This window comes from Streptomyces sp. NPDC001070 (assembly GCF_053598835.1).
The window spans coordinates 1-21,462 of record NZ_JBSFLB010000043.1; the positions used below are offsets into that span (position 1 = coordinate 1).

General features: G+C 69.1%; 19 protein-coding genes and 3 pseudogenes. 9 read left to right on the plus strand and 13 right to left on the minus strand.

Annotation, left to right across the window (positions count from 1 at the left end; all coding sequences use genetic code 11):
- Window positions 1–230: 230 nt before the first annotated feature.
- A pseudogene (locus tag ACWDAS_RS36255) lies at window positions 231–450 on the minus strand (acetoacetate--CoA ligase); the annotation flags it as partial.
- Between the two features lie 186 nt (window positions 451–636).
- Between ACWDAS_RS36255 and ACWDAS_RS36260 the strand changes: the two are divergent.
- Entirely contained in the window at window positions 637–1,272 is a 636-nt protein-coding gene (locus ACWDAS_RS36260; protein ID WP_450399415.1) for a TetR/AcrR family transcriptional regulator, read from the plus strand.
- Between the two features lie 626 nt (window positions 1,273–1,898).
- On the opposite strand, the gene ACWDAS_RS36265 is transcribed toward ACWDAS_RS36260, so the two are convergent.
- Window positions 1,899–2,120, minus strand: a complete 222-nt coding sequence (locus ACWDAS_RS36265; protein ID WP_450399418.1) for a hypothetical protein — start codon at window positions 2,118–2,120, stop codon at window positions 1,899–1,901.
- A 119-nt stretch (window positions 2,121–2,239) separates the two neighbouring features.
- Between ACWDAS_RS36265 and ACWDAS_RS36270 the strand changes: the two genes are divergently transcribed.
- Both ACWDAS_RS36270 and ACWDAS_RS36275 read left to right on the plus strand, forming a co-directional pair.
- On the plus strand, window positions 2,240–2,368 hold the full coding sequence (locus tag ACWDAS_RS36270; protein WP_450399421.1) for a hypothetical protein: 129 nt from the start codon (window positions 2,240–2,242) through the stop codon (window positions 2,366–2,368).
- 87 nt (window positions 2,369–2,455) lie between these two features.
- Complete coding sequence (locus ACWDAS_RS36275; protein ID WP_450399423.1) at window positions 2,456–2,596, plus strand: ferredoxin; 141 nt, start codon at window positions 2,456–2,458, stop codon at window positions 2,594–2,596.
- Window positions 2,597–2,797: 201 nt separating this feature from the next.
- Here ACWDAS_RS36275 and ACWDAS_RS36280 read toward each other — a convergent pair.
- The 4 genes and pseudogenes from ACWDAS_RS36280 to ACWDAS_RS36295 form a co-directional block, all read right to left on the minus strand.
- Window positions 2,798–3,148: pseudogene (locus tag ACWDAS_RS36280) on the minus strand (HdeD family acid-resistance protein); the annotation flags it as partial.
- A gap of 45 nt (window positions 3,149–3,193) precedes the next feature.
- Window positions 3,194–4,369: an AI-2E family transporter gene (locus ACWDAS_RS36285; protein WP_450399527.1), complete on the minus strand. Its 1,176-nt coding sequence runs from the start codon at window positions 4,367–4,369 to the stop codon at window positions 3,194–3,196.
- Between the two features lie 89 nt (window positions 4,370–4,458).
- A complete protein-coding gene (locus ACWDAS_RS36290; RefSeq protein WP_450399425.1) occupies window positions 4,459–4,746 on the minus strand; it encodes a hypothetical protein in 288 nt (95 codons plus the stop codon).
- A 381-nt stretch (window positions 4,747–5,127) separates the two neighbouring features.
- Entirely contained in the window at window positions 5,128–5,739 is a 612-nt protein-coding gene (locus tag ACWDAS_RS36295) for a histidine kinase (RefSeq protein WP_450399427.1), read from the minus strand.
- Window positions 5,740–5,944: 205 nt separating this feature from the next.
- Here ACWDAS_RS36295 and ACWDAS_RS36300 point away from each other — a divergent pair, with 205 nt between their 5' ends.
- The gene (locus tag ACWDAS_RS36300) at window positions 5,945–6,487 is read left to right on the plus strand and encodes a TetR-like C-terminal domain-containing protein (RefSeq protein WP_450399429.1); all 543 of its coding nucleotides are present in this window, start codon (window positions 5,945–5,947) and stop codon (window positions 6,485–6,487) included.
- 149 nt (window positions 6,488–6,636) lie between these two features.
- Here the strand turns inward: ACWDAS_RS36300 and ACWDAS_RS36305 are convergent, their stop codons facing one another.
- The 3 genes from ACWDAS_RS36305 to ACWDAS_RS36315 all read right to left on the minus strand — a co-directional run bounded on the left by ACWDAS_RS36305 (window position 6,637) and on the right by ACWDAS_RS36315 (window position 12,069).
- Window positions 6,637–7,335, minus strand: coding sequence for a hypothetical protein (locus ACWDAS_RS36305; protein ID WP_450399432.1), 699 nt, complete (start codon window positions 7,333–7,335; stop codon window positions 6,637–6,639).
- Between the two features lie 306 nt (window positions 7,336–7,641).
- The gene (locus ACWDAS_RS36310) at window positions 7,642–8,688 is read right to left on the minus strand and encodes a zinc-binding dehydrogenase (protein WP_450399435.1); all 1,047 of its coding nucleotides are present in this window, start codon (window positions 8,686–8,688) and stop codon (window positions 7,642–7,644) included.
- A 159-nt stretch (window positions 8,689–8,847) separates the two neighbouring features.
- Window positions 8,848–12,069, minus strand: coding sequence for a bifunctional cytochrome P450/NADPH--P450 reductase (locus tag ACWDAS_RS36315; RefSeq protein WP_450399436.1), 3,222 nt, complete (start codon window positions 12,067–12,069; stop codon window positions 8,848–8,850).
- 244 nt (window positions 12,070–12,313) lie between these two features.
- Between ACWDAS_RS36315 and ACWDAS_RS36320 the strand changes: the two genes are divergently transcribed.
- Both ACWDAS_RS36320 and ACWDAS_RS36325 read left to right on the plus strand, forming a co-directional pair.
- Complete coding sequence (locus tag ACWDAS_RS36320; protein ID WP_450399437.1) at window positions 12,314–12,967, plus strand: TetR/AcrR family transcriptional regulator; 654 nt, start codon at window positions 12,314–12,316, stop codon at window positions 12,965–12,967.
- A gap of 154 nt (window positions 12,968–13,121) precedes the next feature.
- Window positions 13,122–13,340: pseudogene (locus ACWDAS_RS36325) on the plus strand (RNA-guided endonuclease TnpB family protein); the annotation flags it as partial.
- A 55-nt stretch (window positions 13,341–13,395) separates the two neighbouring features.
- Here ACWDAS_RS36325 and ACWDAS_RS36330 read toward each other — a convergent pair.
- The 3 genes from ACWDAS_RS36330 to ACWDAS_RS36340 all read right to left on the minus strand — a co-directional run bounded on the left by ACWDAS_RS36330 (window position 13,396) and on the right by ACWDAS_RS36340 (window position 14,912).
- Window positions 13,396–13,725 carry an NIPSNAP family protein gene (locus ACWDAS_RS36330; RefSeq protein WP_450399439.1) on the minus strand — a complete coding sequence of 110 codons (330 nt, stop codon included), beginning with the start codon at window positions 13,723–13,725 and terminating at the stop codon, window positions 13,396–13,398.
- A gap of 41 nt (window positions 13,726–13,766) precedes the next feature.
- On the minus strand, window positions 13,767–14,186 hold the full coding sequence (locus ACWDAS_RS36335; protein WP_450399441.1) for an SsgA family sporulation/cell division regulator: 420 nt from the start codon (window positions 14,184–14,186) through the stop codon (window positions 13,767–13,769).
- A 333-nt stretch (window positions 14,187–14,519) separates the two neighbouring features.
- A complete protein-coding gene (locus ACWDAS_RS36340) occupies window positions 14,520–14,912 on the minus strand; it encodes a hypothetical protein (RefSeq protein WP_450399444.1) in 393 nt (130 codons plus the stop codon).
- Between the two features lie 98 nt (window positions 14,913–15,010).
- On the opposite strand from ACWDAS_RS36340, the gene ACWDAS_RS36345 reads away from it, so the two are divergent.
- The 3 genes from ACWDAS_RS36345 to ACWDAS_RS36355 all read left to right on the plus strand — a co-directional run bounded on the left by ACWDAS_RS36345 (window position 15,011) and on the right by ACWDAS_RS36355 (window position 20,196).
- Window positions 15,011–15,646 carry a cytochrome P450 gene (locus tag ACWDAS_RS36345; RefSeq protein ID WP_450399446.1) on the plus strand — a complete coding sequence of 212 codons (636 nt, stop codon included), beginning with the start codon at window positions 15,011–15,013 and terminating at the stop codon, window positions 15,644–15,646.
- 318 nt (window positions 15,647–15,964) lie between these two features.
- A complete protein-coding gene (locus ACWDAS_RS36350; RefSeq protein ID WP_450399449.1) occupies window positions 15,965–17,731 on the plus strand; it encodes an ATP-binding SpoIIE family protein phosphatase in 1,767 nt (588 codons plus the stop codon).
- A gap of 14 nt (window positions 17,732–17,745) precedes the next feature.
- Window positions 17,746–20,196: a SpoIIE family protein phosphatase gene (locus ACWDAS_RS36355; RefSeq protein WP_450399451.1), complete on the plus strand. Its 2,451-nt coding sequence runs from the start codon at window positions 17,746–17,748 to the stop codon at window positions 20,194–20,196.
- On the opposite strand, the gene ACWDAS_RS36360 is transcribed toward ACWDAS_RS36355, so the two are convergent.
- Window positions 20,175–21,257 carry a diacylglycerol/lipid kinase family protein gene (locus ACWDAS_RS36360; RefSeq protein WP_450399453.1) on the minus strand — a complete coding sequence of 361 codons (1,083 nt, stop codon included), beginning with the start codon at window positions 21,255–21,257 and terminating at the stop codon, window positions 20,175–20,177. The two genes, ACWDAS_RS36355 and ACWDAS_RS36360, sit on opposite strands and share 22 nt — an antisense overlap.
- Between the last annotated feature and the right edge of the window lie 205 nt (window positions 21,258–21,462).

The window sequence follows — 21,462 nt, forward strand, 5'->3', positions numbered from 1 at the left end:
TACATCGCGCGCCACTCCTCGGGGTCCGCGGTCGCGACCGGGTCCACGCCGAGGGTCCAATCGCCGCTGGTCCGAACGCACCATCATCGGGCTGGTCAGCGTTGACCGCCCCGGCACCACGCGGTGGGGACGGGGTTTGCGGAGCCGGGCGGGCACAAGGACCCGGTGCTGTCACGTGGGCCTGTGGCCCCCTGGCCGACGTCATGTGGTGTGTATTGACCGCTTGTTCCCGCGCCCAGGCGGGCGAAGTAGGCGATCAGTTCAGGGTTGTCGACCGCCGCGGGATTCAGGGCCTGCTTGGCGGGGGCGCCCCGAAGCAGGCGCTTGGACGGGAAGCTCAAGTTTCTTGTCGGTTCTCGCGTGCGGGAGGGCCCGTACGGCGAGGAGCTCGTCGGGGACGTGGCGGGATGAGGCGCCGGTGCGGATCGCGTCGCTGATCCGGTCGCGCAGGCGTGCCGACCCCTTCGGCGAGGAGCGGCCCTGCTAACGGGGGTGTGGGACATGGGGTCCTCCAAGCAGCACTGCACTGATGAAATCATCAACTCTGCTGTATCAATCGTCAATAGTGAGTTGGTAAATAATTGATGACCTCATCAGTAATGGCAGACTCATCGCAACGGTTGTTACACTCGCCGTATGCCGACGTCAGCCCCGTCCAACAGCCGCTTCGAGCGGCGCCGCGCCGAGACTCGTCAGGCGCTCGTCCGTGCGGCCCGGCAGATCCTCGCGGAGACCGGGGACACCAGCGCCAGCATCCAGGTGATCGCCGAGCGCGCCGACGTGGGTTTCGGCTCCTTCTACAACCACTTCGCGTCGAAGACGGAGCTGTTCGACGCCGCGGTGACGGATGCCCTGGAGGAGTTCGGCCAGGTCATCGACGAGCGCGTACAAGGGATCGAGGACCCGGCCGAGCTCGTCGCGGCGGGCTTCCGGCTCACCGCCCGAATGGCCGACTCCCACCCGGAACTCCTGCGGATCCTGCGCGATCGCGGTCTGGCCCACATTCACTCCGAACGCGGCCTGTCCCCACGAGCCCTGCGCGACCTGGAGATCGGCATCGCCTCGGGCCGCTTCACCTGCGCCGACCCGACCATGGGCCTGTCCGCTCTGGGCGGGACCCTGTTGTCCCTGGTGGCGCTGAGACTGGCCCGCCCCGACCTCGACGGCGACAAGGCCGCCTCGAACCTGGTCGAGATGGTCCTGCGCATGCTCGGGGTCCCCCCGGACGACGCCTACGAGGTCACCCGGCGCCCCCTGCCAGGCGCCATCTGATCCGGAGTTCGGCGCGCGCAGGCCAGTGGAAAGCGTGGACATGCCGGCAACTCGGCCTCAGCGAACGCACCCTGCGCCGCCGGATCACCGAGCTGACCGCCCGCCTCGGGGCAACCAGCCGATTCCAGCCGCGGAAGCGGTCCGCCGCGGCTGGCTCTGAATCGAGCGAGCAGGCCACCGAACGGAGCCCGGCTGTAAGCCCGACGATGGCGCGTTCGATGCTGCAGCGGCGCCGGGCCGAGCCGCTGCCTGAAGTCCGTGCCCATGGGGCGCGAATCACCCCGCGGGGAACAAGGAAGACAGACGTGCCTCTGACCGAGGCCGGGATCTATGCCGCCGCCTTGGGCTCATCGACGCAGACGCCGTCGAGGCACTCACCATGCGCAAACTCGCGACCGTGTTGGATGCGAACCCGATGTCGCTGGTGGCCTGGGGCAGGCCCGTGGTCGGCAAGCTCGTGCGGCGGTGCATAGAGAGGCACCAGTCGCTGCCGTCGGCACCCAGACACTGCCAGCGCCAAACCGCCCATCGACGACGCCGGCTCCCTCTTCCGCCAGGCCTCACTCCAGGCGGACCAGGCGAGCGCCCTGGACCGCGGCGGTCTGGACGGCGAGTTGGGGGCTGAACTAAGCCTGATTACCCGGGCGCCGGAGGAAGTCGACGAGATAGCGGGCAACGGTGAGCGGCGCGGTGTCCCTGCCGTGGTCCTCCTCGACCAGGGCGAGCGCGAGATCGATGCCTGCGGTGACTCCGGCGGAGGCGGCGATGCTCGTGATCACGATGCCCGCCTCCAATGCGGGCAGGCACTCCGGAAGTCCCCGGACCTGCACGAACCGGTCAGTGCTCAAGAACTACCGCTGCCTGAGAGGGGTTTTCCGTGACAGCGGATTTGCTGTCGTCGGGAGAGTAGAACGTCGGAGCGAACCTTGCTGCCGACCCGTCGGATGTGTACTGCGAGCTACAGACCGTGACGCTCACCGGCAGTAAGCGTCACCGCGAAGGTACCGCCGTGGCGAAGAAGATCGAACATACGGGTGCTCAGCCGGTGGCGTCGGCCGAGGCGACGTCGGGTGGGCTGTCCATCTGGGTCACCTGACGGAAGGCGACCGTCGGATAGCTGCATGACCGCGTCGGTGGTCGATGGTCGCTGTGGGGCGGGCGGCAGATCGGAAGGAGTCTGCCCATGCGGATCGCCGTGAACCTGAATCGATGCCAGGGGTACGCACAATTCGTGTATTTGGCGCACGAGGTCTTCAGATTGACTGGCCAGGAGGCGCTCACCTACGAGCCGAACCCCGATGACGAGCGGCGCCTGCAGGTCTAGCGAGCCGCTGCGGCGTGTCCGGTGCAGGCGATCGTGATCGACCGCTTGGACGGCGCGAAGGGGAGCGCGACGTCATGACCGTGCGGGCAACGGTCGCAGAGCTTGTGCGGGAGTTCAGAGCCGACGGCCGGATCGTCATCGTCGGTGCGTCCCTGGCCGGACTGCGGGCCGCCGAAGCCCTGCGTGAGGAGGGCTTCGCCGAATCGACTCCAGGGTGGCCCGGAAGCAGATCAGCCCCAGCAGGATGGAGAGCGCACCCGTGATGAAATGCAGCACCCGAAGATGCCGGGGGACGTGTGTGCCAAAGGCAGCGGCCAGCTGCAAGACGCCGGTAACCAGCAGGTAGATACCGAAGAGTACGCCGACGACCCGCAGCGTCTCGCCCGGCCAGGCAAGGACCACAACACCCAGGGCGATCGTCACCAGGCCCGTGGTGAGCAGAATCTGCCAGCCCATGTTCGACAAGGCTCCCAGGCCTTCTGTCAGGGGGGCGTCTTGCGGCTCAGTGCCGCGCGAAGGGCCGGTGCCTGAGGAATCAGCGGGATATGTCATGACCTCTGTCTCCTCCTGGGACAGTACGGTCCGGCCAGTACACCGTCACTCACCGGGCCCTGATTCACCCGGCGGAGGCCTTCGCAAGCCTGATCGGGACCGACCGTGGCGGCGCAGCAGCCCCCGCAGGCGCGCAGGTGGCGAAGGACCGTCCCTGCGCGGGTAACGCTGGCCGCCCTCCGCCCGCAGATCGTCCGCCACGTCGTACCGCTTCCCATATGCACCGAGGAATGCCTGCAACGTGGCCACCACGGGAATGGCGATGAGGGTGCCGGCCGCACCGAGCAGCGCGGTGCCCGCGACCACGGAACCGAAGGCCACCGCCGGATGGATGTCCACGGTCTTGGACGTGAGCTTCGGCTGGAGCAGGTAGTTCTCGAACTGCTGATAGACCACGATGAACACCAGCACCCACACCGCGTACCAGGGATTGACGATGAACGCGACCAGCATGGGCACGGCACCGGCCAGATAGGTGCCGATGACCGGGATGAACTGCGACACCACGCCCACCCATAGGGCGAGCACGGGGGCGTACGGCACGCCCAGCACCGCCAGCATGATGTAGTGGGCGACCGCGGAGATCAGGGCCATCAGCCCCCGGGAGTAGAGGTAGCCGGCCGTCTTGTCGACCGCGATCTCGAAGGCCCTGAGCACCTTCGTCTGTTTGGCCGGTGGCAGCAGCGAGCACAGCGCGCGGCGCAGCCGGGGGCCGTCCGCAGCGAAGTAGAACATGAACAGGAAGATCATCAGCAGCCGGAACAAACCGCCCAGCACGGAAGCCGAGAAATCGAACACCCCGCCCGCATGCTTTTGTACGTACGTCCGGAGCCAGTCGGAGCGCAACAGTCGGCCCGGGACGTCGACCCGCGACAGATGCGTGTGGAACGTTCTGTTGATCCAGCCGATGACGGAGTCGAAGTACCCCGGGAAGTTCTTGACGATGCCGCTGATCTGGCCCGCCAGCATCGAACCGAACAGCACGAAGAACCCCGCCGCCCCCAGGATCACGGCGAGACACACCAGAAAGGCGGCCAGGCCCCGGCGCATCCTTCGGGCCGTCATCCGGTCGACGCCCGGCTCGATCCCCAGCGCCAGGAAGAACGCGATCAGAATGCTGACCAGCAGACCGGTGAGCCTCTGGAACGCCCAGCTGCCAAGCTGGAAGACGGCCACCATGGCGAGCGCGAGCGCCATGGCACGCGGCAGCCACCTGGGCATCCGGGCGGCACCCCCCGCTCCAGCGGCCTCCGCTTCGCGAGGCGGCGGGGATTCGGGCTGCTGTGGCTCCTGGCCAGGGTCCGGCAGCGTCATCGGCGGTCGTAGCGGATGCCAAGCGCCGCGTACATGGCCCGCCGGACATCCTTGATCGTACCGAGCATAGGGGATACCGCCTGAACCAACTGCTTGACCAGCTCGTACACATGCTCGCGGGAGAACGCAACGACTACCTGCCTGCCGTCGTGCCCCGGCTCACGAGCGCGCATGGATGACGCCTCCGGCCCAAGCGCGCGAGGATCCGACCGGTCACGGATCACCGTTCCACACAGATCAAACAGTTCCGGCGGAATCCCGATATCGTCCGGTCTGTCAACCATCACGCTTCTTATCTACCCTCTGTCACGCCCCTCCGCATGTCCGCGGCGTCACCGACCAGGTCCGGCAGCGCGCAACGGCCTGCGAGGGCGTTCCAGGAGCCAGTGCGGGAAGTTGCTGCCAAGGCCGAGCGTGATGTGAAGCGCGCCGAACGGAACGCGGAGGATGCGGAGTTCTACGCGGTGGATGCGATCGACTCCGCCGCTGCCGCGATCCAGGAGGCGGAGTCCGCCTCCTGGTTGCGTTGCCGGCCCGCGCGGAGCCCCGAACTCCTGTGCGCAAGATCCATCCCGTGGTAGAACGCCGGAACCATGATCAATCTCAGCGCCGACCACCGTTCCCTTGATCCCCGGGGCCTGCCTCCGGCCCGCACAGGGCGCGAGTCAAGCGGCTGGGCGCTGGAGCCGCTGCTTGAGCGCCTTGCCGCGCGCCTCCATCGTGGCGTCCAGCCGGGCCTTCCTCTGCTCCCGGCGCGCCTTGGCGGCCGCCCGCTCCGCCGCCTCCTGCGCCTCACGGACCGCCTTGACCTCGGCGCGCACCCGCTCGGCCGGCCTGCGCTCCAGTACCGCGTCGAACCGCATGGCGAACAGGTCGACCGCCGCCGTGTCGCGCTCGGCGACCTCGGCGACCAGCACCGTGCTACCCGCACTGACCTCGTCGGCCACCAGGGCCACCAGGCCGGACCCCTCCGTCGCCCGCCGCCAGTCGGCGCCGCTGCCCACCAGGGCGCCGGCGCCCCAGCCCAGCACCACACCGAGCGGTCCGCCCAGAAGGCCCACCACGGAACCGACCAGCCCGCCGACCAGCGTGCCCTCTCCCGCCCTGGCGTCGACGCCCTCGGGAACCCGCACTGTCCCTTCCGGTCGGCGCTCGACGAGCATCGCGCCCGTGACCTCCACGGTCGGGCCGCCGAGCTGCTTCAGCTCACTGAGCGCCTGGTATGCGGAAACCTGCTCGGTGAAACGGAAGACGACGATGTTCTCGGTCCTGTCCATGGTCACTCCTACTGTTCATAGGGCCTTGTGCTCGGTGGAGACCCTCCACCTGTGAGACAGTTTGTATCGAAGTACTTCTGTAAGTCAAGTTGTCTCATAAACTGGCGAGCGAAGCCGCCGACGGTCCCGCGCCGGCGCGGAGAAGCCGGGAAGCAGGCATCGGATGAGCTCATCAAAGACGGATCCTCGTGCGCAGCGGAGTCGCGTGGCAGCCCTGGCAGCCGCGGCAGAGCTCCTGGAGGAGGGCGGGCCCGGGGCGATCACCCATGCCGCGGTCGCCGAACGCTCCGGTGTCGGCCGGGCCACGGTCTACCGTCACTGGCCGCAGCAGCAGCACCTGCTGCTGGACACTTTGGACGGCTTGACCGAACCGCTGCTCAGCGTGGGTGAAGGCGCCGTGCGCGACGAGCTGATGCGGCAGCTGACAGGGCGTTTGGACTGGTTCAACCAGCCTGTCTCGGCCTCGGCCACCGCTGCACTGATCGACCAGGCCGAGCGGGATCCGCACATGCGGGAGTTGCGGCAACGCCTCTACGGGGCTGCCGTCGAAGACCTCCGCGCGGCCTTGCGGACCGCGGTGGAGCGCGGCGAACTGCGCGCCGGCGCCGACGACCACGCGGCCATCCTTCTCACCCGGATCATGGGGCCGTTGTTCTTCCGGCGCTATCTGCTCGGCCAGACATTGGACGAGGAGTTCCTGGTGCGGAGCGTGGACAACGCGCTCGCCCCGTGGATGCCGTACACCTAGGAAAGCATCCGAGACAGAGTGTCTCACACGCTATGGAGTGGGCGTTGGCACAGCCAGGGGTCAGGGCCGGATTCCGCTCACGAGGAGGCGCGGAGCGTCACAGTTCACCGCCCATCCCGGCTTCCGGATGCCGGAAGGTGCCGGATCCTCTAGCGACTCGTGCCGGTGTCACCGTCGTCCGTGGAAGAGTCCCGCTGCTCGCCCGGAGCGGAAGCGTCCCCTTGCTCGTTCAACAGCTCCAGGAGCGCAGCGTCTGCCCTTTTCCGATCTTCCTTGGTCAGTTCGACTGGTGCGTTGTTGTAGACGGTGTAGCGATCGGGAGCGACGATGTTGGCGGCCCTCAAGGTGAACGTCAGCAGGGGGCGCCACCCCTTGCGGTGGCCAACCCTCACGTGTATCTGGGCCTTGTAATCACGGGCGTCCGGGGGGAATCCCGAGAACGGTGCCTCGAACTCGATGAAGAGTTGTTGCGCCTCCCTGCCGGCCACAACGAATCCGGCCGGCAGCTTCGCTTCCTCGTCCGGTCCCGGCTGGAGACGAGACGGTGAGGAAACCCACAGAAGCGGCAGATGGTAGGCGGGCTCATCAGGGAAGGTCAGTATGAGGTCCTGCACGACTATCGGCTTGGCACCGGTGTTGTGAAGGACGAGCGGAAGCCGCAGGCGTGGCGTGAAACAGTGGACGATCGCTGCAAACGAATGAGGCTCCCACGCCTTCAGGCGCCCCTGTCTGGCGTTGAGCCACCAGAATGACGCGACGGTGAAGACCAATGCGCAGGTGGAAACAACACTGGCGCCTGTAAGTGATGAGAACGCATTCTGATCGGCCGCGAACATCAGCGGAACCACAGATTCAGTGTGCCAGTCCCAGCATGGGCTCGCTAACAGGACTCAGTGACGTCGCTGTGCCCGCACCCGTCGGCGGCGCGAGGAGGATGCGCAAGCCACAGCGGTCAAGCGACGTCCGCGCGCTCGGCGATGGCCTGAATGCTGACGCTGGCGTACCCGGTCTCCGCGAGTCCGGCCTCACCTGAGCCGCGGAGTCGGCGTGTGCCCGATCAGCGGATGTTGGAAGGCCGTGGGCGCCGGTGCTCCCTCACGCACCGGCGCCCACTCACCCCTGCCCAGGGTGGCTTGTCGTCCTGCTGACGGGCGTCAGGGGACGAGGATGAGGCGGATCGGGTCGCCGATCTTGTTCTCCAGTCGGTGGACGGCGTCGGCGGCCTCGATGAGCGGGATGTGGTCGGTGATGGAGGGGGCCAGGTCGAGGCGGCCGGCCGCGGTCAGCTGCACCAGCTCGGAGACGGACTCGGGGAAGCCGCCGTAGTGGCCGCGCACCTGCTTCTGCAGGTAGTTGAAGGTCAGGCCCTCCGTGATGGTGAGCGGCCTGGGCGTGATGCCCACCAGGATGAGGGAGCCGCCCAGGCCGAGCACGGAGGCGGCCTGGTCGCGGACGGCGGGGACGCCGGCGCAGTCGAAGGCGAAGTCGAGGCCGCGTCCGCCGGTGGCTGCGCGGACCTGGTCGGCGAAGTCGGGGGCTGCCGGGTCGAGCGCGAGGTCCGCGCCGAAGGCCAGGGCGCGCTCGCGGGCGCTGGGCAGCGGGTCGACGGCGATGATCGGTGCGGCGCCGACCAGGCGGGCGAGGCGTACGTTGTGCGCGCCGACTCCGCCCACGCCCCAGACGCCGACGGACTGGGCGGCACGGACGCCCGCGGTGGCGACGACGGCGGCGTAGGGGGTGGAGACCGCGTCTGGGATGATCGCGGCCTGGTCGAAGGGGAGGCTGTCGGGGATGGGGATGAGGGTGTCCTCGCGGGCGATGACGTACTGGGCCCAGCCGCCGTCGTAGTCGATGCCGGCGGTGAGCATCTGGGTGCAGGGGCGGTGGCGCACGCATCCGGCGCACGTGCCGCAGGTCTTGCCGGCCTCCAGGGTGACGCGGGTGCCGACGGGCAGGCTGCGCTTGAGGTCGGGGCCGTGCGTGTGGATGACGCCCGAGACCTCGTGGCCGACGGTGATGGTGTCGGAGGTGGCGAAGAGGGGGACGAGGGAGCCGTCGAGGAGGTGGACGTCGGAGAGGCAGACGCCGGCGGCCTTGACCTCGATGAGGACCTCGCCCGGGCCCGGCACGGGGATCGGGACCTCTTCCACGGCGAACTTCTTGCTGTCCAGGTGGAAGCGTCCGGCGAGCATGGTGTCCATGGTGATCTGCTTTCTGTGAGCGGCACGACCCGGTGGTTCGGGCCATGGGTGCCATGGGGTGTCTGAGTGGCTGGTGGGGCCGGCAGGCGTGCGGGGTAGGCAGGACGTCCGCACGCCTCCCGGCGGCTGGGGGTCGGCGCGCCTGACGGCGTGCAACGGTCAGGCGAAGACGTCCTGCTGGTAGCGCTCGTCCGCTTCGAGCTGGGCGAGCCACTGCTGGGCGGTCTCGTCGTCGCTGCCGGTCTTCTGGCGGTGGATGGCGGCGAGTGCCTCGCGGACGGCGGGGGCCATGCGGCGGCCGTCACCGCAGACGTAGACGTACGCGCCGTCCTGGATGGCCTGCCACACGGTGTCGGCGGCATGGGCGATGGCGTTCTGCACGAACCGGGCCGGGTGGCCGGTCACCGCAGAGAAGGCGGTGTGGATCTGGGCGATCCCGGACAGCTCCCACATCTCCATCTCGCCCCGGTAGAAGTAGTCGTGCTCCGGGTGGCGGCAGCCGACGAAGACCTGGGACAGGCCCACCTTGGTGCCGCTGGCGTGCTGTGTCGCCCGCTCCTCCAGGAAGCCGCGCAGCGGTGCGATGCCGGTGCCGGGGCCGATGAGGATCAGCGGGGTAGCGGGGTCGGCGGGCGGTGCGAACGTCGGGGAGGGCACGCGGACGTAGCCGTAGATAACATCCCCGGGTTCCAGGCTCGCGATGTAGGAGGAGCAGGTGCCGCGGTACTGGCCGTCGCCGGACAGGGCCGGGCCTTCCAGCAGGCCGACGGTCAGGCGCACGTGGCGCGGGTTGGCCGACGGGGCGGAGGAGATGGAGTAGAAGCGGGGACGGATGGGGCCCATCATCTCCAGGAAGACCGCCAGCGGCAGCTCCACCGCCTCAAAGCGCTCCAGCAGGGCCAGCACCGAGATGCGCTTGCCGAGGATCTCCTTGCTGTAGCGCTCCTCGGCCTCCTCCGTTTCGGCGGTGTACGCCTGGAGCTGCGGCCGGGTCCACGGGCACTCGGTGTACTCGGCGAGCGTCTGGATCTGGGACCGGGTGGCCACGTCCTGCAGCTCCAGGAACTCGGTGAGCAGGATGCCGGCGGTGACCGGGGTGCCGACCGGCAGATGCGTGCGGCCACCGGCCGGCTGGTCGAGCCGGAGCACCTGGTCGTAGTCGACGCCGAGCCGCCTCAGCGCGCGCTCCACCAGGGCGGGTTCGTTCTTGGCGAAGACGGCCAGGTGGTTGCCGGTGTCGTAGGTGACGCCCTCGGGCAGCTCGAAGGTGATGGACTTCGCGGACGGGCGCGGCGGCTCGATGGCGAAGTCCCACAGGCCGGTCGCGTCGGCCACGAGTTCGTCGTTGGTCACCACGGTGAGCGGGTACGCCTGCTCGGAGACGATGGCGGGGCGCACGTCGGACTCGGTGAGCAGCTGGACCTGGTAGCGGGGGCCGCTGGCCTGGGAGGTGTCGGCGGCGTACTCCTCGGCCAGGGTGGCCCACAGGGTGTTCATCCAGCGGGTGGCCATGCCGTCGAAGTCACCGGCGGCGTCCGCGATGCCGCGCTCGACGATGGGGGTGGCGCCGGCGGCCAGCAGACCTTCCTCGATCCGCTTGGGGAAGGCCTGGTAGGTGGCCACCCACTGGGTGTTGCCGGCGCCCAGCAGCGCGTACCGCACGTTCGCCAGTGAGCCCTCGGGCAGTCCGGCGGCGAGCAGGTCGTCGAAGCGCTGGGCGTTGTCGGGGGCCTTGCCGTTGTAGCTGGCGGCGACGACGGCGAGCAGGCCCTCGGTGGGCAGGTTGTCGCCCAGCTCGTCCAGGCTGACCAGGGTGGTGCCGAAGCCGGAGCGCTCGCCGCGGTCGGCGATGGTGCGGGCCAGGTCCTCGCAGGAGCCGAGGCTGGAGCCGTAGGCGACGGTCAGGTTCACCCCGACACCGCTGACCGCTGCCTGCGCCTGCGTGTCGCCGGTCTGCACGTCCGCGGCGCCGAAGACGGTCCGCTCGTGCTCCTGACGACGGCGGACGATCAGCTCGAAGTTGCCGGGCTTGCGCGTCAGCGCCTCCCGTACGTCCATCTTGTAGTCGCCGGTGTCGGAGAACTTGAACTTCTGAAGCACCAGCGCCAGGGCCAGGCGGGCCTCGGTGAGCGCGAACTGCCGGCCGATGCAGGCACGCAGGCCGTTGCCGAACGGCTTGTAGGCGTGCGGGTGCTGCTGGACGCGGTTCTCCGGCAGCCACCGGTCGATGTCGAACTCATTGGGACGGTCCCACGCCTTGGGGTGTGTGTGCAGCGGGCCCTCCAGGATGAGGACCTTCGCGCCCTTCTTCAGCTCGTAGCGGCCGCCGATGACGGTGTCCTCCCGCGCCGTCTTGCCGAACGCCGGGATGGGAGCCCACAGGCGCAGGGTCTCGTCCAGGATCCGCGGGATGACGTCCAGCTGCATGATCGTGTCGTAGTCCGGGACCGTGTCACCTGGCATCAGCCGGTCCACCTCGGCGTAGGCCTGGGCCAGGACGTGCGGGTTGCGCATCAGCGAGTACGTCGCGAACGACAGCAGGCCGCTGGTGGTCTCGTGACCGGCGATCAGGAACGTCAGCACCTGGTCGCGGACGTTGTCGTCGGTCAGCAGCCTTCCGGTCTCCGGGTCGGTGGCCTCCAGCATCAGGCCCAGCAGGTCCTCCTCACCGCCGCCCTTTCCCTCGCGGCGCTCCTTGATCACGCTCTCGACCAGGTCCCGCATCTGCTGGATGTTCTCGCCGTACTTCTTGGCGTCGGCCTTGCGGAGCTTGGTCATCATCGGCAGCTCCTGCGAGCGCCGCAGCGACTCCACCAGCGCACCCAGCAGCGCGTTGAGGAAGGGGTGCAGTTCCTCCCTGTCGAAGGACCGGAACCGGTAGCCGAACCCCGACAGGGCGATCGTGTCCAGCGTCAGCCGGGTGTAGTCGTCGGTGATGTTGACCGGATGACCCGCCTTGCGCTCCCACTTACCCACCAGGTTCTGGGCGATCTCCAGCATCTGCCCGTAGTAGGCCCTCATGGCCCGCTGGCTGAACGCCGGCAGGAGGATCCGGTGCGCCATGCCCCATTCCTCCTCGTGCTGGTGGGCCGTGAACAGCCCCGCGCCCGCGAAGTCCCGGACATGCTGCAGCGGCGTCTTCTCGATCTGCTTGAAGAACCGCGTCTCGTCGGAGACCTCGGCCACCAGGTCCGGGTCGTAGACGAAGATCTGCTCGACACCGGCGATGTCCAAGCCGTAGAGGCCCTCGGGGAACTGCTTGGACAGCTCGCCGAAGTACTCCACCGGGTTGGTGCCGGGGATCTGCGGCGTGTTGCCGAGGAAGGGAATCCCGCGCGGGGACCGGATGGGGCGAAGGTCGTTCGCGGAGTGCGTGGTCATGACTTGCTCCTCTGCGTGAAGGGGAACGGGCAAGGGCGCGCTGCTCAGGTCGATGCCGTGGCGCCGTACGGAAACATACGCCGTATGGAATTAGTACCGTACGACGTATGGAAATGTGAAGCAAGCTCGGTTGCCCTGGTGAGCGCTGTGATTCAGGTCATTTCCATACGGCGTACGAACTGATACCGTACGAAGTATGGAAAAGAAGGTGAGGCGTCCCCCGCGGGGAACGAGGAAGAGGGACGTGCCTCTGACCGAGGCCGGGATCTATGCCGCCGCCCTGCGGCTGATCGACGAGGACGGGGTCGAGGCGCTCACCATGCGCAAACTCGCCACCGTGCTCGACGCGAACCCGATGTCGCTGTACCACCACGTGCCGAACAAGGAGGCGGTGCTGCGCGGCGTGACGAGAATGGTCGGCGCCCAGTTCCGCACCGTGACCCTTGAGGACGCTCCCTGGCAGGAGCGCATCCGCCTGCTCGCAACGGACTTCCGGACCCTGGCGCATCGTCACCCCGAACTGATGGCCTACTCGTTCAGCCACCAGCCGGACTTCATCCAGCCCGACGACCCGTTCTGGACCGCGCTCACCGCGATCGTGGAGGCTGCCGGGGTTCCGCAGTCAGAGGTCTCGGAGATCGCGGCGCTGATGGTCGCCGTCGTCATCGGTGTCCTCGCCGCCGAACTCAACGGCTCGCTCCACCAGTGGTCGACCCTCAAGCCCCCCGGCTCTGACGATGGTGAAGACGGTGACGGGGACGCGGACCCTGACTCTGCGGACGTAGCCCCTGAAGGCCCTGACCAGGACCACATGTTCCGCCTCGTGATGGACACGCTGATCACGGGTCTGGAAAGCCGGCTCAGCGCCGCTCGTGACGGCCAGGGCGCCGGCCATTGAGTCCGTGGTCCTGAGGCCTGGCGACTTGGGGTGCGCCGCCCGCGGCCGGGCGAACTCAGGCTGCGACGCACAGGGAGCCACGCATCACCGGATTCCTGCGGAGCAGGACAGGGAAAGCCGAATCGCCGTCAGGGCGATTCGGCGTCTGCAACGGCAGTGCGGAGCGAGAACCAAGCACGCACTACCTCTCTCAGAACGTACCCACGCCTGCACCGCGTGCGGAGTCGTATCCCCCGGGGACAAGAACTCCGCACAGGTGATGCCGGTCGGGCTGGTCTCAACCCGGCCAGTGCTGATCGTGGAAGACCTGACCAGGTGCCGCCTGGCCGGGCAGCGTGAGCCGGAAATCCCCACATCAGCCCTGGAGGGGTGACGAATCCCCTCCCCTCAGGGAGGGGAGGGTCAATTGTCGCAGGCCGACTGTCCTGTCAACGCAAGGGCGAGTCTGCGATGGGCGTCAGCACGGACTCGTCGACGTCGACGATCTGACTGATGTCGAAACCCTCCATGTCGGCGCGGAATTCGGGGCTCGACAGGTACGCCTCCAGCCGCTCCTGGATGTCGTCGGCGTCCCTGTAGGAAACGAGGGCGTACAGCTGGGGCGCCTCGCTTCCGGGCGCCGCGGGCACCGTCCAGACGCCGTGTGTGGTGATGCGGTGCTTGGCCAAACCGGGAATGTGGTCGGCCCAGATGTTCTCGTAGGCGGCAAGCGCCTCGGGGCTGCGCAGTGTGTAGACACGAAGCTGGTACTGGGACATGAATACTCGTTCCTCTTCTTCTGAGCGTGGATGGTCAGCGGTCAGCCCTCCGCGAGCAGGTACGCCAGTTCGACCTCCCAGTCGATGTGTTCGTGCTCGGTGCCTCGTGGCACCAGAGCCTCCGTGTTCTCCAGGAAGGTCCTGACGTCCTGCACGGGAACCTCGAGCAAGGCGGTGCCTTCTGAAGACCCGAGGGCGATGTGCATCGCCTGGTCACCGGGGCATACGGCCGGCCAGATCCGGACGTCCGCGTAGCCCGCGGAACCCTTCAGGCCGTCAGCCAGAAGATCTCGCCCCAGGACCCATTCGACCGGCTCATCACTGTCGGCGAAGAAGGCGGCACGGACGACATAGGGATCAGTGGGCTCGTACTGCAGACGCATGCACATGCACAGGGAGTAGTCGCGCGAGACGACAAGCTGCACGGCCACCCCCCGCTCCACGGTCCTCAAAGACTCCATCGACTTTCACTCCTAGACGCGCCTCGGCCGCACCCCGCCACCTGGCCGGCAGCGAAGAGGCGACGAAGGGAGAGGCGTTACAGCAGGGCCCGGGCGCCGGACGGCATTGGCGGACCGCACGATGTGTGGCGTCGCACAGTCGGGCGACGCGAGCCTGCGGCACACGGTGGGTGTCCGCGGGCAGGTGTGAGGGGGGACGGGCCCTCACTCAGCGGGCCCACCCGGGCGGCGGTCAGGGACCGCTGATCCTGGACCAGCGGTGGCGTTCCTGCCGCCGACGGGCATCAGGACGAGGGGAAGAGCCTGGGCCCAGGGCCACGGGCAGCGCCCGTCTCAACGGTTGCCGTGGTTCTGGTCGTGGTGGTCCCGGTCCTGGCCGTCGTGCTCGGAGCGGTTCCAGTCGTGCCGGTACGAGTTGTCGGACTTCCAGCCGCGTCCCTCGTCGTCCCAGCGGTAGGAGTGACCATCCCGGTCGTGCCGGGCCGAGTCGGTGCGGCCGTCGTGGTGCCAGCCGCGGATCTCGTCCCAGGAGTAGCCCTGCTCGAGCAGGTAGCCGACACCGTGGTCCCAGCGGTCGTAGTCGGCCTTGACGCTGACGGCCGGGCGCTGGACGTGGGCGGATCCAGGAGTAGCGGCCGAAGCGGTGCCCTCGGCAACAAGAACGGTGACGCCCGCGACCGCCACGGAGGAAACAGTGGCAGCGATGCGCTTCATGATCTTCTTCATGATCTTTCCTTCCCGCCGGGCGCGACCTGCACCAACGGCTGCTTCTGCCGGCGACGTGAGGCGCCTGGCGTTGTCCGGGCAAACTTTCCATACGATGTATGGAAGTGCTCTTCCAGTTTTACCATACGTCGTATGGAAAGGTCGAGGCAGAGAAGGCGCCCAGACGACCGGCGCAGCGCGTCTGGACGCGAACTGGGCGGCCCCCTAAGGGAGTTGGCCGACCTTCCCGGATTGGCGCGCCGGAGTTCCCGTCCCCGCAGCCGGGGCGTGCGATCCCGCGCCTCCCAGTCCATGCCGGAAACGAGGGGGGTGGCGAGCGCATCCCGCTCGCCGACAACGACATCGCCGGCACCACGATCGCCCAGGGCACGTCCGCCGTCCTGGTACTGGCCTGGGGCAACCGCGACCTGATGCACTTCCACGAGCCCGACAGGTTCGACCCCACCCGCCCGGACAACCAGCACCTCGGCTTCGGCAGCGACATCCACCTGCGCTACGGGGCACGCCTCGCGCGCATCGAAGCCCAGGCCGCGCTCGGCGCGCCGCTTCCGCACCTCGGCACGGCGGGCCCGGTCGAGGACCCGCCGCCTACCGGCAGAACGCCGTGCTCCGCGAACCCCGCCACCTGCCCGTCCAACTGTGACGCCAGACAACCCCGGGCGCCCTCTTCCCGCTACAGCGGGAAGAGGGCGCCCGGGAGCATCTCAGCGATGCTGCCCGAGGCCTGGCCGTAGTCCGCCTCGGGCCGGGTGAACCCCCAGCTCCGGAGCGCCGGCAGGGCGCCCCTTCTATGCGCGCGGAACGACGGCGTCGCGGTGAAGCAACCTCCACAAGCCGCTTCCGCCTCTGATCGATCAATCAGTCCTGATGGCCTTGACTTCTCAGCCCTGCCATCTGATGATTTCATCAGAAGTATGCATAAAGTCCCTATTTAGACATATGCCGCACCGTGTGCCGCTCACCCGGACATCACCGTTCACCACGGCTGCACACAGGGGGCGCCGCGCCACATACCGACGCTCTCTCACCTCCGTACCGATGGATGGACCGCGATGACGATCACCGACCACACGCCCCTCGTCGAGCCGGTGAACCCCCGTGAGCTGCCCGACGCCGCGATAGCGATGATCGATGCCGAGGGCACCGTGGTGGGGTGGACGCAGGCAGCTCGGCAGCTTGTCGGTTACTCGGCCGGGGAGGTGGTGGGCCGGTCCGCCACACACGTGCTGCCGCTCCGCGAGGAGGCCCCGCCGGCTACGGCGTACGCCGAGCAGTGCCGGCCCCGGGGCGGCTGGTCCGGAACCGTGGTGATCCACGTCCCCACGGCCTCGTCATTCGCCACCGCCCTGCGCACCGGCAGGTCTCACCTGGAACCGGTGCTGGACACCCGCGGCGGCCCCTGGGTCGACCACGATCCGACGCGGGCGCAGAAGTTCCGTGACAGCGGGGTCCACTCGTTGATGGTCGTCCCCATCCGTGCGAGGCGTTGCGTGCTGGGACTGGCGCTGTCCGGCCGCTCCGTGGAACAGACGCCGTTCCAGGAGGACGACCTGCTCCTCGCCGAGGAGCTGGTCATCCGGGCCGCGCTCTGCCTGGACAACGCGCTTCAGTACGCGCGTGAACGCACCGCGGCCCTCACGCTGCAACGCGACCTGCTCCCCCACCGTGTGCAAGGTGGCACCGCCATCGAGGTCGCCTCGCGTTACGTGCCGGCCGACCCGGCCCACGGCGTGGGGGGTGACTGGTTCGACGTGATCGAGCTGTCCGGCGCCCGGGTCGCTCTCGTCGTCGGCGATGTGATCGGACACGGCATCAACGCCGCGGTGACCATGCGCAGGCTGCGCACCGCCGTGCGCACGCTCGCGGACCTCGACCTGCCCCCCGACGAACTGCTGGCGCACCTCGACGACACGGTCCGGCGGCTGAACGACGAGGACGCCGACGTTCCTGACCAGGTCGCCGCGGTGGTGGGTGCCACCTGTCTGTATGCCGTCTACGACCCGGTCACCAGGCGGTGCACGATGGCGCGGGCCGGGCATCCCCCGCCCCTGATCGTCGACCCGCAGGGCGGGGTCACCATGCCGGACCTGCCCGCCGGAGCCCCGCTCGGCCTCGGCCTCGGCCTGGTTCCTTTCGAGTCCGTGGAACTGGAACCGTCCGAGGGAAGTGTGCTCGCCTTCTACTCCGACGGGCTGGTCGAGTCCCGGGACGAGGACATCGACGTCGGGCTGCGCCGCCTGGGCACCGCCCTGGCGCAGCGGGGTTCATCCCTGGAGGACCTGTGCTCAAGGGTGATGGAGACCTTGCCGACTCAGGCACCGGCCGACGATGTCACGTTGCTCCTTGCGCGGACCCGTGCACTCCATCTCGCCCAGGTCGCCTCCTGGGACCTGCCGAATGGACTGGTCACCGTCCCGGCAGCCCGGCACCTGGCCGCCCGTCAGCTAAGGGAATGGGGTCTGGAACGCCTCGTGCCCGCGGTGGAACTCATCGTCAGTGAACTGGTCACCAACGCCATCTGCCACGGCGACGGCCCACGCCGCCTACGGCTCATCCAGCACCACGTGCTGACGTGCGAAGTCTCCGACTTCAACACCGGCCGGCCACGCTCCCGCCATCCCCACGCTCTCGACGAGCACGGCCGCGGCCTCTACCTGGTCGCCCAGTTGTCGCGCAGATGGGGCTCCCGCTCCGCGGCGGACGGCAAGGTCGTCTGGGCCGAACAGGACCTGCCCTCCACAGCCGGCGCCCCCGCCGGCGAGCCAGGCGGCCGACAGCCGCCACACCGATGGCCATCTCTCGTAGCCGCAGGCTCGTAAAGGAAGCCAGGGACATGGATACAGCGAATATCGACAACGCCGACTCGGCAGGCGCCTCCCAGGGCACGACGGGGATCTCCCGTGCCGGGCCCGCCGGTAGGATGTCCGCGTTCGACGGCCTGGCAGCCGCCGTGCTCGATGATCGAGGCGCGGTGGCGGGGTGGACCGGGACGGCAGAGGACCTGACGGGTTTCCGCGCCGAGGAGGTCCACGGCCGCCCCGTACGGGAACTGGTGGCCGACCTCCCGGACGACCTGCGCAAGGCCACGCCCATGCCGACGTCCGGCCGGGCGAGGCTGCGGCACCGGTGCGGCAACACAATCGACGTCACTTTCCGTACCACCATGCTGGGCAGCTCGGCGGAGTTCCTCGTGCTGGCGGCCCCTACCCACCACGTCGCCTACCACCAGCACGGCGCGGCGCTGCTGCGCGCACTGTCCGCACAGAACCGGATCACGATCGCTCTGCACGACACGGATCTCACCACCGTGCAGACGAACGCCACGCCGGGCACTCTCAACGGCCGTCCAGTACAGCCCGGCACTCGGCTGGGCGACGTGCTGTGCGCCCAGGACGCCGAGAGCCTCGAGGCGGTACTGCGCCAGGTGCTCGAGACGGGCGTCCCGGTGGTCCACAGGAACCAGCAAGTGAGCTGGCGGCAGCCGGCGCGGCGGCACGCGCTGTCGCTGTCCGCCTTCCGTCTGGAGGACGCGAGAGGACGTCCCACGGGGGTCGCAGCCCTGTACATCGACAGCACCGACCAGCTGCGCGCCCGCCGACAGCTCGATCTCACCCGCGAGGTTGCCGAGCGGGTGGGAGGCTCCCTTGATGTCGTGCGCACCGCGCAGGACCTTGCGGACGTACTCGTACCCGCCTTCGGAGATCTCGCCGCCGTCGACCTTGCGCAGTCCGTCTTCGACGGGGACGAACCCGCCGAGCGGCTGGGCGGCGGAGATCTGCATCTGCGCAACGCGGCCCTGGCGCCGACCACCGCGGAGTGGCCGGTCGGCATCAAGCACGGCAACCCCGTCCCACCGCTGTCCGACCACCCCCTCCTGCGCAGCTTCCAGCACGGCGAGACAGTCGTCTACGGCCGGGAAGACTTCGCCGCCCTGCTCGGCGGCCCGCGGCTGGTCGAAGAGCTCCTCCCGCAAGACACCCATGCGGTGATGGTGGCACCGCTGTACGCCCGCGGCCTCACCCTCGGCGCGATCGTGGTCTGGCGCACCGGCCTGTCCGACCCGTTCACCGAGGACGAGGCGGATCTGATGAGGCAGATAGCCTCACGAGGGGCGCTCGCCATCGACAACGCCCGCCGCTGCGCGCGCGAGCACCGGGCGGCCGTGGCTCTGCAGCAGAGCCTCCTCCCCCCGGCCACGACCGACACTCCGGCAGCCGAGACCGCCGGCGTCTATCTCCCCACAGGCCGCGGAGCGGGCACCAGCGGCGACTGGTACGACGCCATCACCCTGCCCTCTCTCCGGCTGGCCCTTGTCGCCGGAGACGTGGTCGGCCGTGGCATACCCGCAAGCGCCACCATGGGCCGCCTGCGCGCCGCCATCCAGACGCTCGCGGACCTGGAACTGGAGCCGGACGAGTTGCTCACCCGGATCGCGGACCTGGTCCACCGCCTCGCGGCCGAAGCACCGCTCGAGGACCACGACGCCGTCGGCGCCACCTGCCTGTACGCGGTCTACGACCCGGTCACCCGACGCTGCGCCATGGCCAGTGCCGGGCACCCCCAGCCCGTCCTGGTGCGGCCCGACGGGACCGCCGAAGCCGTCGAGCTCTCCCCAGGACCCCCACTCGCCGTCTGCGGCATGCCGTACGAGACCACCACCATCGACCTCGAGCCGGGCAGTGTCCTCGCCCTGTACACCGACGGCCTGATCGAGGGGGGCGACCGCGACATCGGCCAAGGCCTCCGGCGCCTGACGGACGCCCTCGCCGTGTCCTGCCGTCCGGACCGCGCTCTGGACGACATCGGCCGGGCTGTCCTTGCCGGCCTGACGGACCATGCGCCGCGCGACGACGCGACCCTGCTGCTGGCACGCACCCGCGCCATCCCTGCGGAGGACACCGCTCACTGGGAGATCCCGCCCGATCCCGCCGCCGTCTCCAGGGCTCGGGAATGGGCAGCCCGCCAGCTCACCACGTGGGGGCTGGACGAGCTGCTTTTCGCCACCGAACTCATCGTCAGCGAGCTGGTCACCAACGCGATTCGCTACGGTCGGGCACCGGCGGAGCTGCGGCTCATCCGCCACAACGTTCTGGTCTGCGAGGTCACCGACTCCAGCAGCACCCAGCCTCGCCTGCGGCGCGCCCGAACCACCGACGAGGGAGGGCGCGGCCTGTTCCTCGTCGCCCAACTCGCCGCGCGCTGGGGGTGCCGCCCCGGCGAGGGCCGCAAGACGATCTGGGCCGAACAAGTCATCGAGCGTCGTCAGCCGGTACGGCGGCCGTGAACAGCTCGCCGCGCGGCTGAGGTCACCCGCCGGATGGTGCCCCAGCCCGGCTGCCGCCCGGCGGGCGCGGCGGCCGGCCGATGGCGGGGAACCCGTACCCGCAGCATCTGGGGATTGATCCGGCACCGCACGGGAACGGGCAGAGTCACGGCTTCGCCGTCCAGCCCGACGGGGACGAGCGGGACGTCGGCGTGGACGACGACGTCGTCAGGGGTGGCGAGGTGGGTCAGGCCGTGCGGCTGCCCGCTTCGCAGCCGGGTGGCCGTCTCGGCGGGCGTCTCCGCCCTGGCGGCGAGGACACCCAGGAGCCCGGAATCCAGCTGCGCCCGCCTGCCGAGCCCGGCCGGGTCATCGTCCCGGTACGGGTTGTTGCTCACCAGCACGGCATCAGGCCGGTCCACGGTGAGCAGCCCGGCGCGTACCACCAGCTCCGGGCCCTCGTGGCGGGCCAGGAATTCCGGGAGGATCCGCACCGTGGTGCCGATCTTGTCCTCCCGATAGGCCGGGTCCTGTACCAGGGCGGCATACGCACCGAACGACACGTTGTTGACGAACACCCGCTCGCCGGCGAACCCGAGATCCACGCGCAGCTCGACGCCGTCCGTGAGGGCCTCCAGCGCGGCCGAAGGGTCCTCGCGGTCCAGGCCGAGGTCCATCGCGAAGTGGTTGCGGGTACCGGCCGGGATGACCAGGAAAGGAAGACCGCTCTCCGCGGCAACCCCGGCGACAGGTGCCTGCGTGCCGTCTCCGCCGGCCACCCCCAGCAGATCCGCTCCGTCATCCACCGCGCGCCGCGCGACAGCCGCCAGATCCTGGGGCCGGGAAGGATCGAGCAACAGCACCTGCGCCCCCAACGCACGGGCCCTTTCCGCGATCCGGAACCGGCTCGCCTTCCCTCCCCCCGAACGCGGATTCACGATCAGAAACGGCCGCCGCGGCGCGGCCACCGGTCGGGGCGCGCTCCCGGTCACGGCAAGAGCCGACGGGCCGCGTTCATCAGCCCTGCGCAGGGCACAGGCAGAGCTGCCGTCACCACGCCCGCTGCTGACCACGCCGGTCACCACCGGGGCGGTCCAGCGATCGCATCGGCGGACACCGCCTCCATGACATTCCCTCCGACAGCCACGGCCTGCACCACCAGCTTGCAGCTCAGCCTGGGCATACGCACGCCGGGACCACATGCGGTCGACTCGCCAGTGCTGTTACCCCCCGTCGTCTCAGGGGGTGATCCAGAGTTAGGCCGGAGCGTCAAGTTGCCGCTCGGCC